The sequence below is a fragment of the Erythrobacter sp. MTPC3 genome (assembly GCF_042854385.1).
Lineage (GTDB): Bacteria > Pseudomonadota > Alphaproteobacteria > Sphingomonadales > Sphingomonadaceae > Erythrobacter.
Genome location: NZ_BTGP01000001.1, coordinates 194590 through 208152 on the forward strand (window position 1 = coordinate 194590; position 13563 = coordinate 208152).

Genomic DNA, 13563 nt, shown 5'->3' on the forward strand with positions numbered 1-13563 from the left:
GGTGGCGCGGATCATGGGGTCACGAATGGTCACGGCCTAACTCGCAATCAGCTCGACAAAATTTTCGTTTATCCAACCAGATTTGCACGGCCCCTCATAGGCGCGAACACTCGGAACCGGCGATCCGGTGCCGCAGCGGTCAAGGCCATCGCTGCCGGTCGCGTAGACAATGCCGATCCAGTTGCCGACCTGCTGGCACATGGATACGCCCTGCCCTGCATCAATGCGGTCCACTTCCTCTGCGCTGCCGGATGGAGCGGAGCGCACGGGTAAGGCTCTACCAGTTGCGGCATTAAGGTTGGTGACACGGCCATAGCCTGCACATGCATCGAAACGCGGACCATCGAAACCGATTTGCACGGCACGCGGCGGCACGCTGTCCTCGATTGTGCGCGCTGTAGGGGCCGACGTGTCGCGCTCATCACGCTCGGCACATGCAGACAGGCCAAGGCCCGCTGCCAGAATTGTAGTCAGGAAAAGGCTGCGCGGCACAATCAAACGACGAGACCCATCGGGTTTTCGATGAGGCTGCGGAACTGGTCGAGCAATTTGGCACCGTCCACCCCATCAATTGCACGGTGGTCGAAACTGCCGGTTACGCTCATCACGGTCGCGACCTGCAATGCGCCATCGACGACATGCGGACGCTGTTCGCCTGCGCCCACGGCAAGGATCATGGCCTGAGGAGGGTTGATGACAGCATCGAAATTCTTCGTTCCGAACATGCCGAGATTGGAAAGCGATGCTGTGCCGCCCTGATATTCATGCGGCTGCAATTTCCCATCGCGTGCTTTTCCTGCAAGCTCTTTCATCTCTGTCGAGATTTCGGACAATCCCTTTCGCCCGGCATCGCGAATGATCGGAGTGATCAATCCGGTCGGTGCAGCCACCGCGACAGAGATATCCTGCCGCGAATACTGGTGCATGAAATCGCCTTGGAAACTGACGTTGCATTGCGGTTCGCGCTGCAGCGCGCGGGCCAGCGCCTTGATTATCAGATCGTTCACCGACAGCTTCACACCGTCGGCTTCGAGCGATGCGTTGAGCTGTTTGCGCAGCGAAAGCAGCGGGTCGAGGCGCACGTCAACGGTGAGGTAGATGTGCGGGATTTGCTGCTTCGCCTCTGTCAGGCGGCGAGCGATAACCTTGCGCACATTATTGAGCTTCTGCTCTTCATATGGCGCGTCAAATTCGCTTGCCGGCTGCGCTGCGGATGGTGCTGGCGCGCTGGAAGCAGGCGCCGGGGTACTGGCTGCGGGAGCGGGCGCGCTGGCGGGATCGAAGTTTTCGATGTCGGCTTTGACAATGCGGCCATTGGGACCGGTGCCGGTAACTGCCGATAGGTCAATGCTGCTTTGTTCGGCGATCCGTTTGGCGAGCGGGGACGCGATGATCCGTTCCCCCGGTGAGGATGATGCGGGCGCCGGTGCCGGGGATGGTGCGGGCTGAGGTGCAGGAGACGCGCCGGTGACGGTGGCCGCTCCGCCGCCGCCCATGGCAGTTTCAATATCACCCTTCGTGATCTTGCCATTCGGGCCGGTGCCTTCGATCTGGCCAAGATCTACGCCATTTGCCTCCGCCAGCCTACGCGCGGTCGGAGTGGCGGCGGGACCGTCTTTGGCCGCCGGAGCCGGGCTTGGCTCGGACTCGGGCTCGGGCGCAAGTGCTGGGGCGCTATCGCTGGAAGGTGCGCTCACTTCGCTGGCATCCTCACCCTCTTCGGCAAGCATGGCGATGACCGACCCGACTGATACGTTCTCGGTGCCTTCTTCGACCACGATGGCAGCCAGGACACCTTCGTCCACAGCCTCGAATTCCATAGTCGCCTTATCAGTCTCGATCTCGGCCATAATGTCGCCGGAATTGACCGTGTCACCGACCTTCACCAGCCATTTGGCCAGAGTGCCCTCTTCCATTGTGGGTGAGAGGGCGGGCATCTTGATTTCTAAGGCCATGTGCTTCCTGAATTTCCCTTGCGCCGATTGCCTAACGTCTCTGACGAATCCACAGGCATCGGGCAAGGCCTTGCATACGAAACCATTTGAAAGGATAGCTGCGCAAGGAGACTTTTCATGCGGACATTTCTGGTAGTGACCGACGATAGCGAGGAAGCGCGCGCTGCGCTGCGCTATGCCGCCCGCCGCGCTGTGGCGGTCGACGGCGCGGTGCATATCCTCGCACTAGTGCGCCAGCAGAATGTCAGCGCATTTGGCGCGGTGCAGGCCACCATCGAACAGGAAGCGCGCGACCGGGCAGAAATGCTGGCGCACGGTGTCGCCGGCAATTTGCTCGCGGAAAGCGGGATCATGCCCACAATCTCGGTCAAGATCGGCAACGGCCAGAAAATCGTCACGGAATTTCTGGGCGGCCACAAAGAGGTCGCTGCCCTTGTCCTGGGCGCAGCCAAGGGGAGCAATCCCGGCCCATTGGTGCAGCACTTTTCAGCGCATGCAGGAGAGCTCCCCTGCCCGCTTTACATCATCCCGGCAGATTATGACGAAAAGGCGAGCGACCACACGGTCTGATAGGGCCGCCTCTTACGTAAGCGTGCCGCGCGTCGGATAATCCTTGTCCATCACGAAATCGAGACCTTGCAGCAGCTGATCTAGCGGTGGACGGGTAAACGGCGCATTCTGGACGCTGGCAAAATACAGCTCGCCATCGGGGCGGATTACGAACAGGCCCGGTTCGGAAAACATTTCCGGCTCATCGCTGTCGGGACGTTTCTGCGAAATATAAAGACCCCATTCGCGCGCGGTCTCTTCACTCATGTCGTAAGCGAGCGGCACGTCGCCGGTATTCCATTCGCCATCCGTCACCATGGCGCGTTCCTTAGAATCCATTGAGACTGCGACGGTGTTGATCCCGCGCTTCGTAAACTCGCCCAGTTTGCTGCCCAGCTCTTCCAGATATTTCTTGCAGATTGGGCAATGTTTGCCCCGGTAGAACACAACCAGAGTGAAATTTTCCGGTGTCTGTTTGGCGAGGTCATACTCCGCATCGATCGTCAGCGGCAGGTTCAGTGCGGGCACTTTGGTTTTCGGTTTCAGCATTTTGATCTCCTGTTGTAAGACCAATGGCTGCTGACCGGCAGCGTTCCGAAGATTGCTACATTCGTTTACCCTTGTGCCGGATGTTGCCGGGGCGGCCGCGCTTGCCGGTTTGGTATTTGCCCTTCTTGGGACCGCCCGGGTTCCCAGAACCGCGCGGCCCGCCCGGTGCACGACGGTCATTTCGGCGCGCGCGCGTTTGCAGCACATTGCCATCCTCATCGACCGGCACGAATTTGAGCGCGCCCGTCAGCGCATTGGCCTCGTCCAGCTTCAGTTTTACCCGATCACCCGGCGAATAGGTCTGCCCAGTCTGCTCTCCGGTGAGCGTCTGCGACGCTTCGTCATGGCGGAAATATTCATCACCCAGGCTCGAAATCGGCACAAGCCCGTCTCCGCCCAGCCCGACAATGGTCGCGAAGAACCCGAAGTTCTGCACGCCGGTGATGCGCGTTTCAAACACTTCGCCGACGCGTTTGGACAGCCACGCAGCGACATAGCGGTCGATAGTATCCCGCTCCGCCTCCATCGCGCGGCGTTCGGTCTGGCTGATTGCGTCGGAAATTTCCTGAAGGCTTGCGCGATCTTTGTCCGAAAGCCCGGATTTTTCCGGCATGTCGCCCGGCGGTTTCGGCTGTTCCAGTTTATAAGCATCCACCAATGCGCGGTGGACAAGCAGATCGGCATAGCGGCGGATCGGTGAGGTGAAATGCGCGTACGATCCGAGCGCGAGGCCGAAATGCCCTGCATTTGCCGGACCGTAATATGCTTGCATCTGGCTGCGCAGCACAGCCTCCATAACCTGAGCTTTTTCAGACTCGTCGGTCACGTCTTTCAGCATCCGGTTGAAGAGGCTGGGTGTGACGACCTGACCCAAGGCCAGCTTTTTATCCATCGTCGCCATGTAGTCGCGCAGCGCGATCAGTTTTTCCCGGCTTGGCGTGTCATGCACACGGTAGACGACTGGCGAGTTTTTCGCCTCCAGCGCCTTGGCTGCTGCGACATTGGCGGCGATCATGAAATCCTCGACTACGCGGTGTGCATCGCGCCGTTCGCGCACGGCGATCTCCTCGATCTGCCCTTCGTCATTCAGCATCACGCGCCGCTCCGGCAGGTCGAGATCGAGCGGATCGCGCTTTGCCCTCGCCTCTGCGAGCAATTTCCACGCGGCCCACAAATTCGCCAGATATTCAGGCGGCTTGCCGGTGTCGACCGATGCCTGCGCGTCTTCGTAAGCGATGTTGTGATGGATGCGCACGATCGCACGGGTGAAACGGTGGCTCGTGACCTTGCCGTCTGCGTCAATGGTGATGTGGCATGCCATCGCGGCGCGGTCTTCATCCTCCCGCAGGCTGCACACATCCGCTGACAGGATTTCTGGCAGCATCGGCACGACGCGGTCGGGAAAATACACCGAATTGCCGCGCTTTCGCGCCTCTTGGTCCAACGCAGAGCCGGGGCGCACATAGAACGACACGTCGGCAATCGCGATCAGCGCGCGGAAACCGCCCTGCCCGTCAGGTTCGGCCCAGATCGCGTCATCGTGGTCCCGAGCGTCCGCCGGGTCGATGGCGACGATGGGAAGCGCGCGCAGGTCTTCGCGCTTGTCTTCGGAAAGTTTAAGCTCCGCCGCAACGCGTGCATTTTCGTGCACCGCTTCTGGAAAGACGTGCGGGATGCCGTGTTTGGCAATCGCGATCATGCTGAAACTTTTGGGAGCAAGCGGATCGCCGATGACCTCGATCACCTTGACGCCCGACCGATCCGACCGGCCCGTGCGTTCTGCGAGCACCAGCTCGCCTTCTTTCGCCTCACCCACATCGCTAATGGGGGAAGATTGCCGAATGCGTTTGTCCACCGGGGCGAGCCAGGCTTTGCCGCCGCCGTCGATCTCGACCACGCCCAGCAACCCTTCGCTGCGCGCGGGAAGTTTCTTCATGGGATAGCCGATCCAGCCGGTGTCGCGCTCTTCGGTTCGGGCCAGAACACGGTCGCCGCGTTTTAACGCGGGCGCGCGGCCGCTTTTCCCCTTGGCCTTCATTTCCTTAAGCACGATGCGCGGCGGCTTGCCCGGTGCATCGGGGGACCAATTGTCCGGTTCGGCAACCGGTTCGCCCTCTTCGATGGCAACAACGCGCAGCACCGTAACCTTGGGTACGCCGCCCATGCGGTGATAGGCGGTTTTCCTACCGTCGATCAGCCCTTCTTCTGCCATGTCTTTCAGCAGTTTTTTGAGCGCGATCTTTTCCTGACCTTTAAGGCCGAATGCTTTCGCAATCTCGCGCTTTCCTGCCGGAGTGTCGGAAGTCTGGATGAATTCAAGCACCTGCTTGGACGTGGGCATACCAGCGGGGCGTTGGGGGGTGCGTTTGGCCATGATTGCGGCCTATGGACGAGTGGTCACTCGCTGTCACCTTCTGGCTGCTCGACCGGCTCATACGCGCCGCCGGGAACCGCGCTGGAAATGGGCGAGCAATACTCTCCATTGCAGGCGGCCATGCCAAACAGCCAATCGTCACCGCGCAGCGGCACTTTCATCGAAAGCGGCCCTGCTTGCGCCGAAGTCACCAACAGGTTGGCCCACTCCTCACCCAGCGTGCCTTCCGGGTTTTGTTCCCGCCAGGCGCTTTCATCGGTCCGGCGGACAAATATCTGATATGTGCCCGCACCGGGCACCGCGTCCCACGTCAGTTCAGTATCGACCCGCACCGCTGCATCTGCCGTTACCTTGGGCGGCATCGGAGCCATTGCCAGGTTGTGCAGTGCGCGGACATTCAGGCGAGAGGCCCTGGTCAGGTATGTGAAATCCAGTTCATCGACCGTGTCGCCATATGTCACGCCGTCTTCGGTGCGCAGATCCTGATGCTGATGCTCATAATCCTCAACCGAAACGGTGATCCGCACCGCCGGATAGCCTTTATCGAGGAACGGGATCTGATCACCGCCACGCCCCATCCTGTCGGTGCGCCAGATTTGCCGGACCTGCATACCTGCCGGGTGGTCGCTGGCCAGATCACCGAGCCAGCGCGACAGATTGCGCCCGGGAGAATCGTTTTCGCCCCCGAACCGGCGTTGGCGGGCGCGAAGCTGTGCTGTCGAATCCGCGCGCAGACCTTCGGAGAAAACGCGCACATGATCAGGGTCGCAAAACCCGTCCGATCCGCAAGAATTGCCGATCATGTCGTTATTAAGGACAGCCTTCACCGTCATGCCCTGCTCTTCGACCCAGTCGGCAAGGATACGTGCGCCGTAGAGCCCCTGCTCCTCACCGGTCAGCAGTGCGTAGATGATTGTCGAGGGATATTCCTGCTGCGACAGGATGCGCGATGCCTCCAGTATCATGACGCTGCCCGACCCATCATCGTTCGCGCCCGGCGCATCGTCCGTCCCGTTCAGCGGATCGGTGACGCGGCTGTCATAGTGACCCTGCACGATGATGACTTCGTCGGGGCGCTGCGTGCCGCGCTGGATGGCGACGGCATTGCGGATGAGTGTCGGCTGCGGAATACGCCTGCCGTCAGGCTGGATCAGGCGCTCGACCGACTGGACTTCGAAACAATTGTCGCATGTCGCACCGATCCGGCGAAATTCATCAAGCGCCCAATTCACCGCAGCGCCAATCCCGCGCTCCGGATCTGTCTGGGTCGAAAGCGTGTGGCGCGTCCCGAACCTGACAATCTGGTCCATGTCGGCGCGCAAACGCTCTTCGGAAACCTGCTGGGCCAGCTTGGTGTCGATAGTATCTGCTTCGTCGTGTGCAGCAAGAGGCGCGGATACGAGCGCGGCGATTAAAGCGAGACGTTTGATCATGCGCGCACTTGTGCCGTGACTGTTTCGGCGGCGCAAGTGGCTTACCGAACTCTCGTCATCAAACCGGCACGCCGCCATATTTGTTGGGACCGGGCTGTGATTTGAGGACGCCAAACGCAATGACCACCAGATATCCCAGCCACCCCACGAAACTTAGCGGAGCAACCTGCGCCTGTATCGCAATCGGATTGACCCGCATCTGTGACCCTGCAAGGAGCTCGGGATTTTGCATCAAAGCCATGATGTCATCGATCACGGCAAATCCATACGCCAGACTGAACAATTGCGCGGCCACCGGGATGGCTGCGATCCAGCCCGCAAACCCAGCGTCATGCAACCGGCGAACGAATGCGGCGGTGATCAGGAACAGTATGATAAGACCGACGCCAATCGACGCGAGCATCTGTGTTTCGAGATAACCCGCCATTTCGGTCATCATGCTGGCCGCGATTTCCTCTTCGCTTGTGCCAGCAGAAATGGCGCCAACCGATTTCGTCACCGCACCGACCAGCATGGGAAGCGAGATGATCATGCCGATCGCATATTGCAGCACCACAAGGAACAGGACGTAAAACCAGAATGTCGCCCGACCATCGCGGCCCGACAGATCCCCGAGATGGGCCAGATTATACCGGATCGCATTCCACATATGTGCCCTCTCCCAAAGTGTTGGCGCGTGTTGTCAATAAGCGCGCGCGATCAGCACCCTTTCAGTGGCTGGTGCGCCTGTGAAAATGCACACGCCGTCAGCAGGTTCGCTATCGCGCGGCACGTTGCGGATCGTCAGTCTTTCGCCCTTAAGCTGCTCGACAACCTTGCCCAGCGCATCGCCGGTCGGTTTTGACCACTGCACCTCGACCCAGCCAGGATATTTACCATTCGACTTGTAAAATTCGACGACCGCGTCCCAGTCGGTCACGCCGCGCGTTATGTTGGCGTCGCGGCGCTCTCTCGCTTCGTTGAAGAGGTTGGCTTGTATCTCGGTGAGCAGATCCGCAATTCCGGCGATGAATTCCTCACGCTGGGGAAACTGCGTGGCGAGCTTTCCGTTATCCGCGTTCCAAAGCGCATCGCGGCGGATTGCGGCAACCTTGCCATTTTCCATGTCGCGCGGACCGACTTCGAGGATGACCGGCGCACCGCGGCGGACCCAGTCCCACCGTTTTGCCGAAGCTTTGCCCGGCGTCTTGTCGAGCAGGACGCGCACAGGTTCGCCCATCGCGCTGTGCGCAGCCAGACCGGCACGCAGTTCTTCGCAATAGGCGAGCAGCGCTTCGTCTTCGGGTTTTTCGCGCAGCATCGGCAGAATCACCACCTGATGCGGAGCGACACGCGGCGGAACGCGCAGGCCGTCATCATCGCCGTGCGTCATCACGATACCGCCGATCAGCCGGGTCGATGTGCCCCAGCTGGTCGTGTGGCAATGCTGCTGTGTGCCCTCGCGGTCCTGATATTGAATGCTCGCCGCCTTGGCGAAATTCGTGCCGAGGTAATGCGATGTGCCAGCCTGCAAAGCCTTGCCGTCCTGCATCATAGCCTCAATCGACCATGTTTCATCCGCGCCGGGGAAACGCTCATTCTCTGGCTTTTCGCCAGCGATGACCGGCACAGCGAGATCGTCTTCGACGCAGGCGCGATACATTTCGAGCGCGCGGTGCGTTTCCGCCAGTGCATCTTCGCGTGTTGCGTGGGCGGTGTGCCCCTCCTGCCAAAGGAATTCACTGGTGCGCAGGAACATGCGGGTGCGCATTTCCCATCGCACGACATTGCCCCACTGGTTCAGCATCAGCGGCAGATCGCGCCAGCTTTGCACCCAGCGGCTCATCGCATCGCCAATGATGGTCTCGGATGTCGGACGCACCACCAGAGGCTCTTCCAGCTTGGCCTCGGGATCGGGGATCAGTCCGCCTTCCCCATCGGCAATCAGCCGGTGGTGAGTGACGACAGCCATTTCCTTGGCAAAGCCTTCGACATGCGCCGCTTCGCGTTCAAAATTGGCGAGCGGGATGAAGATCGGGAAATACGTGTTTTGCACGCCTGCCGCCTTGATCCGGTCATCCATCAGGCGCTGCACGCGTTCCCAGATTCCATAACCCCACGGTTTGATAACCATGCAGCCGCGAACGCCCGATTCTTCGGCAAGGTCGGCGCTGCTGATGACTTCCTGATACCATTTGGCGAAGTCGTCTTCGCGCTTCACGGTCAGGGCGTGACGGATGTTGGACACGGTTTCGGATTTTCCTGTTTTTGAAAGAGCGCGGATCGGCGCAGACGACCTGCGCCTTTGCGTTATTTGCCGAGTTCGTCGAGCTTCTTTTGCATCGCGGCCATCTGTTTGCGCAGATCTGAAATTTCAGAGCCGGTATCGCTCACTGTTTCCGGGGAGGCGGCGGGCCGCTTTGCCAGAGATTTCTTTTGCCCAGGGATGAAAGTTTCTGCCGCCGCGCGCATCATCGCCATGTTCGTTTCATGAATCGCGGCGAGCGGTCCTGCCGACATGCCCTTTTCAAACGCATCGCGGATTTTCGACTGGTTTTCACGGAAGTTGGTCATGCTCGCTTCAAGATAGGACGGCATCAACGTCTGCATCGAATTGCCATACATGCCGATCAACTGGCGCAGAAAACTCACCGGCAGCATCTGCTCGCCATTGGCCTCTTCATCCATGATGATCTGGGTCAGTATCTGATGGGTGATGTCATCACCGCTTTTGGCATCGACCACTTCGAAATCGATATTTTCGCGAACCATCCGCGCAAGATCTTCCAACGTGATGTAGCTGGACGAGCTGGTGTTATAGAGCCGCCGGTTCGCGTATTTTTTGATGACGATGCTATCGCCCGCTTCTGCGTCTGGTTTCTTGGCCATGCTGATCCCTATGCCTGTCCCTGTTCTTGCATTGTGCACAGCCGTTTAGCATCTGCACAATGTGCAGTGCAACATCGCGTTAGCCGCCGCGCAGACGTTGTCCCAATACGGTAAGCAATTCATATTGAGAAACAGAGCTTTGCCGCGCAGCATCGGGTAAGTTGAATGGCACTTCCAGCCAGTCGCCTTCGTCCAGATCGGGAGCGGATTCCAGATCGGCGACGATCATGTCCATCGAAACCTTGCCCAGCAGCGGCAGATCAAGTCCGGAGTTTCGGAGCGAAAAATCTCTCCCCCGCGCGCGCAGGAATCCATCGGCATAACCCAGTGACACCGTCGCAACGCGCATCGGTTTGTCAGCTGTAAATTCTCCGTTGTATCCGACCCTGTCGCCCGGCTTAAGCATGCGCACCTGTATGATCGCGGCCTCGATATAGGCGACCTGTTTGATAATACCGGCAAGCTCTGGTCGGGGCACGCCGCCATACAGCGCAAGGCCGGGCCGGGTCAGATCGACCGCGAAATCCTTACCAAGCGCGATGCCCGCGCTGTTTGAAAGCGACAGGCGGCGATGGTCGATCTGCGGGATGGCGGCGCGAAATGCGGAAAGCTGGCGCGCATTGGTTTCACCATCCTCATCCGCCGCAGCAAGGTGCGACATCAGCGCATCGATATCGAGCGCCTGAACCGCCGGATCGGCCAGTTCTTCAATCGAAACGCCAAGCCGGTTTATGCCTGTATCGACCATCAGGTGGCAGATGCCGCCCCCACCATCGGTCCAGCGCCGCGCCTGCTGCAGGGAATTGATGACCGGCCGCACCCCCGCCGCATTGGCATAGCGCACATCATGTTCGGTCATCGGGCCGTGAAGCACGGCGACCTGTTCTGGGGGTACATGCGCAAGCACTGCGGAAACTTCGCTCCAATGGGCAACAAAGAACGCCTCGCAGCCCGCATCGCGCAGCACCGGCACGCAGATATCTACGCCGAGACCGTAACAATCCGCTTTTACAGCAGCGCCAGCCTTCGCTTCCCCGGATAACCGGTCAAGCTCACGCCAGTTGTGCGCCAGTGCATCGGTATCGACCCGAAGCCGGTGGCTGGGCGGCGGGGGCGGCAGGGACGAACTAGTCAGCGACTTCATCCGCAAAATCGCGCGGCGGGCCGCCGGGCAGTCCCCACCACGCCACGATTGTTCCGAAAGCGACAACGCCCCACGTATACCAGAGCCCGGAATAAATGTTGCCGGTGCTCGCCACGATCACACCAGCGATCAGCGGCAGAAAACCGCCGAGATAACCAGCGCCGATGTGATACGGGATAGACATGGAGGAATAGCGGATGCGCGGCGGGAACATCTCGGAAAGCAACGCTGCAACCGATCCGTAAGTCAGCGCTGATAGCATCCCAAGCCCCAGCAAAACCGCAATAATCCCGACAATGTTGGGTAGCGCAGGCTGCTGTTTTGAGAAATCGAAACCATATTGATTTAACGCGCCGCGAATGCCCTCGGTACGGGCTGCGCCGGTTTCAAACCATGCTGGGTCGATTGCAATCGCTTCTCCGCCAGCACTTAGCGTCAAATCGCTCCCTTCAACCAATGTGTAAGAGACCCCGGCAGCGGTCAGTGTTTCTAACACCTTGCCGCAATCGGTCTGTTCGCGGTCGAACAGGTCTGCAAACGGATCGGTCACGCATTGCGGCCCGCTCACTGTAATCGGAGTGCGCTCAGCAGCCTCGGCAAGGGCCGGATTGGCGAGAGCGCCCATCGCCCAGAAAGCTGGAAACAACAGAAACAAAGACGCGATTGCGCCGATAATGATCGGCTTTTTCCGGCCCACCCTGTCCGACCATTTGCCGATGATGATGTAAAACGTCATCGCGATAAGACCGGAAATCAGCAGGATCAGTTCAACCGTCAGATCATCGACATGCATCGGACCACGCAGAAAGCTCATTCCAGAGAAAAATGCGGTATACCAAATGGTCGTCAGGATTCCCGTGACACCGAACAGCGCGACGAAAATGCGTTTCTTGTTTCCGGGGTATGTAAAGCTTTCCTTGAACGGGTTGCCCGACGTTTCGCCTGCCTCTTTCATCGCCTGAAACACCGGACTTTCCGACAGCATCAGCCGCATCCACAGCGAAATGACCAGCAGGAAGATCGAAAGCAGGAATGGCACGCGCCAGCCCCAGCTGACAAAATCGTCTTCCGGGATCAGGAAACGGCAGGCGAGCACAACGATGATCGACAGAACGAAACCGCCCGCCACGCTGGCCTGAATGAAACTGGTATAGAACCCGCGCTTTTCCGGCGGGGCGTGTTCGGCGACATAGATAGCAGCGCCGCCATATTCACCGCCCAGCGCAAGTCCCTGTATCACCCGCAACAGGATCACGATGATCGGCGCCGCGATACCGATCGTATCAACCGTCGGGATAAATCCGACGCCGGCGGTCGCGATGCCCATAAGCGTCACTGTCACCAAGAACGTATATTTGCGCCCCAGCCTGTCGCCCAGAAACCCGAACAGGATTGCGCCTATCGGGCGAAAGGCAAAACCGACTGCGAAAGTGGACCACACCAGCAGCAGGCCCAGCGTATCGTTATCGACGTCGTAAAACGCGTCTTTCAGGATGTAGGCAAGCGTGCCGTAGATGAAGAAATCGTACCATTCGAAAACCGTGCCCGCGCTGCTCGCGCCGATGACAAGACGGATTTCCTTATCCGTAGGTTCGCGCGCCGCCAGAGCCTGTGCTTCTGCCATATTCCCCTAAACCCCTTACGCCTGTCTGCCCCTTACGTTTATATGGATGCAGGCCTGTATGATCCTGTCCCTAGCCCGCCATCGCATTTGTGCAAAGCGCATCCACCGCTGCTCTCCACGGGATCAGGATAGCCTCGTGCCGCGCAGGATATGCCCGCGCAGGTTCCACCAATTCCCAGCGGTCAAGCGATGGGGGCGGTGCATCGGTGGTCAACCACGCCTCTATCGCCTCGAGCTGTGCGATGATGTCCGCACGCGTTCTGCCGGGGGCGTAAGATGCCATGATCGCGGCCGAGCCCTGCCCCACCGCGCAGGCTTTCACGAGCATTCCTAGATGGCGCAGGCCGCCGTTGTCAGAGGTATCGCAGCTTACCGTAACTTCGCTTCCGCAGGTGCGAGATTTGGCATAGCCTTGCAAAGGCTGGCCATGATCATGGGGAAATTCGGCAAGCTCTATCGAAAGCGCAAGCAGGCTGGGCGAATAAAGTTTGGCGGCGGAATTATCCGGCATGGTGTCAGTGGCTGGACCCAGCCAACCTACTCCTCGCTCTCTTCCGCATCATTGCGAACACGCGCCCGCCGTTCTGCAATAAATTGCACCATTTCGCGGGAGAATGTGTCGACAGCCGGATAAGTCCGCGCGGTGGTGATCCATGTCGGGCGGCCTTTATATCCCCAAACATCATCGAAACCGATGGCAACGATAGAGAATGCAAAGACCACGATGAGGACACCTTTTATCGCGCCGAACCCGAAACCCAGAACGCGGTCAATCGGGCCAAGGATGGAATTGCGCGACGCCTCGCCAGCATTGTTGGCGATAACGCGCATGGCCGCATAAGGGATCAGCAGGAGAAGAACGAAAGCAAGGATAGGGGTCGCAGGCTCTGCATTGTACAAACCGCGCAGCCCCTCTGTCAGTGGGCCGTGAAGGTAATAGACGGCAAAAGCTGCGAGTATCCATGCTGCCAGCGACAGCACCTCCTGCACCAGACCGCGAATGAAACCCCCGATGGCCGCAAAGCCGATCAGCAGTAGTACGATAATGTCGAACAAGCTCATGGCGG

Annotated in this window: 13 protein-coding genes; 1 reads left to right on the forward strand and 12 read right to left on the reverse strand. The window is 59.3% G+C overall.

Annotated elements, in window-relative coordinates; all coding sequences use genetic code 11:
* Positions 1–36: 36 nt before the first annotated feature.
* Together ACGHU1_RS00945 and ACGHU1_RS00950 are read right to left on the reverse strand one after the other, a co-directional pair.
* Positions 37–492, reverse strand: a complete 456-nt coding sequence (locus ACGHU1_RS00945; RefSeq protein WP_390582544.1) for a hypothetical protein — start codon at positions 490–492, stop codon at positions 37–39.
* A 2-nt stretch (positions 493–494) separates the two neighbouring features.
* Complete coding sequence (locus ACGHU1_RS00950; RefSeq protein WP_390582546.1) at positions 495–1955, reverse strand: 2-oxo acid dehydrogenase subunit E2; 1461 nt, start codon at positions 1953–1955, stop codon at positions 495–497.
* Between the two features lie 117 nt (positions 1956–2072).
* Between ACGHU1_RS00950 and ACGHU1_RS00955 the strand changes: the two genes are divergently transcribed.
* Positions 2073–2525, forward strand: coding sequence for a universal stress protein (locus ACGHU1_RS00955; protein ID WP_390582548.1), 453 nt, complete (start codon positions 2073–2075; stop codon positions 2523–2525).
* Positions 2526–2537: 12 nt separating this feature from the next.
* Here ACGHU1_RS00955 and ACGHU1_RS00960 read toward each other — a convergent pair whose 3' ends face one another.
* From ACGHU1_RS00960 to ACGHU1_RS01005, 10 genes are all read right to left on the reverse strand, one after another.
* Entirely contained in the window at positions 2538–3053 is a 516-nt protein-coding gene (locus ACGHU1_RS00960) for a peroxiredoxin-like family protein (RefSeq protein WP_390582550.1), read from the reverse strand.
* Between the two features lie 55 nt (positions 3054–3108).
* Positions 3109–5427, reverse strand: coding sequence for a ribonuclease R (gene rnr / locus ACGHU1_RS00965; protein WP_390582552.1), 2319 nt, complete (start codon positions 5425–5427; stop codon positions 3109–3111).
* Between the two features lie 23 nt (positions 5428–5450).
* Positions 5451–6860: a M28 family peptidase gene (locus ACGHU1_RS00970; protein ID WP_390582554.1), complete on the reverse strand. Its 1410-nt coding sequence runs from the start codon at positions 6858–6860 to the stop codon at positions 5451–5453.
* A gap of 58 nt (positions 6861–6918) precedes the next feature.
* Complete coding sequence (locus tag ACGHU1_RS00975; protein ID WP_390582556.1) at positions 6919–7509, reverse strand: DUF805 domain-containing protein; 591 nt, start codon at positions 7507–7509, stop codon at positions 6919–6921.
* A 33-nt stretch (positions 7510–7542) separates the two neighbouring features.
* Entirely contained in the window at positions 7543–9087 is a 1545-nt protein-coding gene (proS, locus tag ACGHU1_RS00980; RefSeq protein WP_390582558.1) for a proline--tRNA ligase, read from the reverse strand.
* A 62-nt stretch (positions 9088–9149) separates the two neighbouring features.
* On the reverse strand, positions 9150–9728 hold the full coding sequence (phaR, locus tag ACGHU1_RS00985; RefSeq protein ID WP_390582560.1) for a polyhydroxyalkanoate synthesis repressor PhaR: 579 nt from the start codon (positions 9726–9728) through the stop codon (positions 9150–9152).
* A gap of 79 nt (positions 9729–9807) precedes the next feature.
* Positions 9808–10872 carry an alanine racemase gene (alr, locus tag ACGHU1_RS00990; protein ID WP_390582562.1) on the reverse strand — a complete coding sequence of 355 codons (1065 nt, stop codon included), beginning with the start codon at positions 10870–10872 and terminating at the stop codon, positions 9808–9810.
* Entirely contained in the window at positions 10856–12496 is a 1641-nt protein-coding gene (locus tag ACGHU1_RS00995) for an MFS transporter (RefSeq protein ID WP_390582564.1), read from the reverse strand. Before ACGHU1_RS00995 ends, alr begins: the two co-directional genes overlap by 17 nt.
* A gap of 70 nt (positions 12497–12566) precedes the next feature.
* The gene (locus ACGHU1_RS01000) at positions 12567–13007 is read right to left on the reverse strand and encodes an iron-sulfur cluster assembly scaffold protein (RefSeq protein ID WP_390582566.1); all 441 of its coding nucleotides are present in this window, start codon (positions 13005–13007) and stop codon (positions 12567–12569) included.
* Positions 13008–13033: 26 nt separating this feature from the next.
* On the reverse strand, positions 13034–13558 hold the full coding sequence (locus ACGHU1_RS01005; protein WP_390582568.1) for a CvpA family protein: 525 nt from the start codon (positions 13556–13558) through the stop codon (positions 13034–13036).
* Positions 13559–13563: the final 5 nt, after the last annotated feature.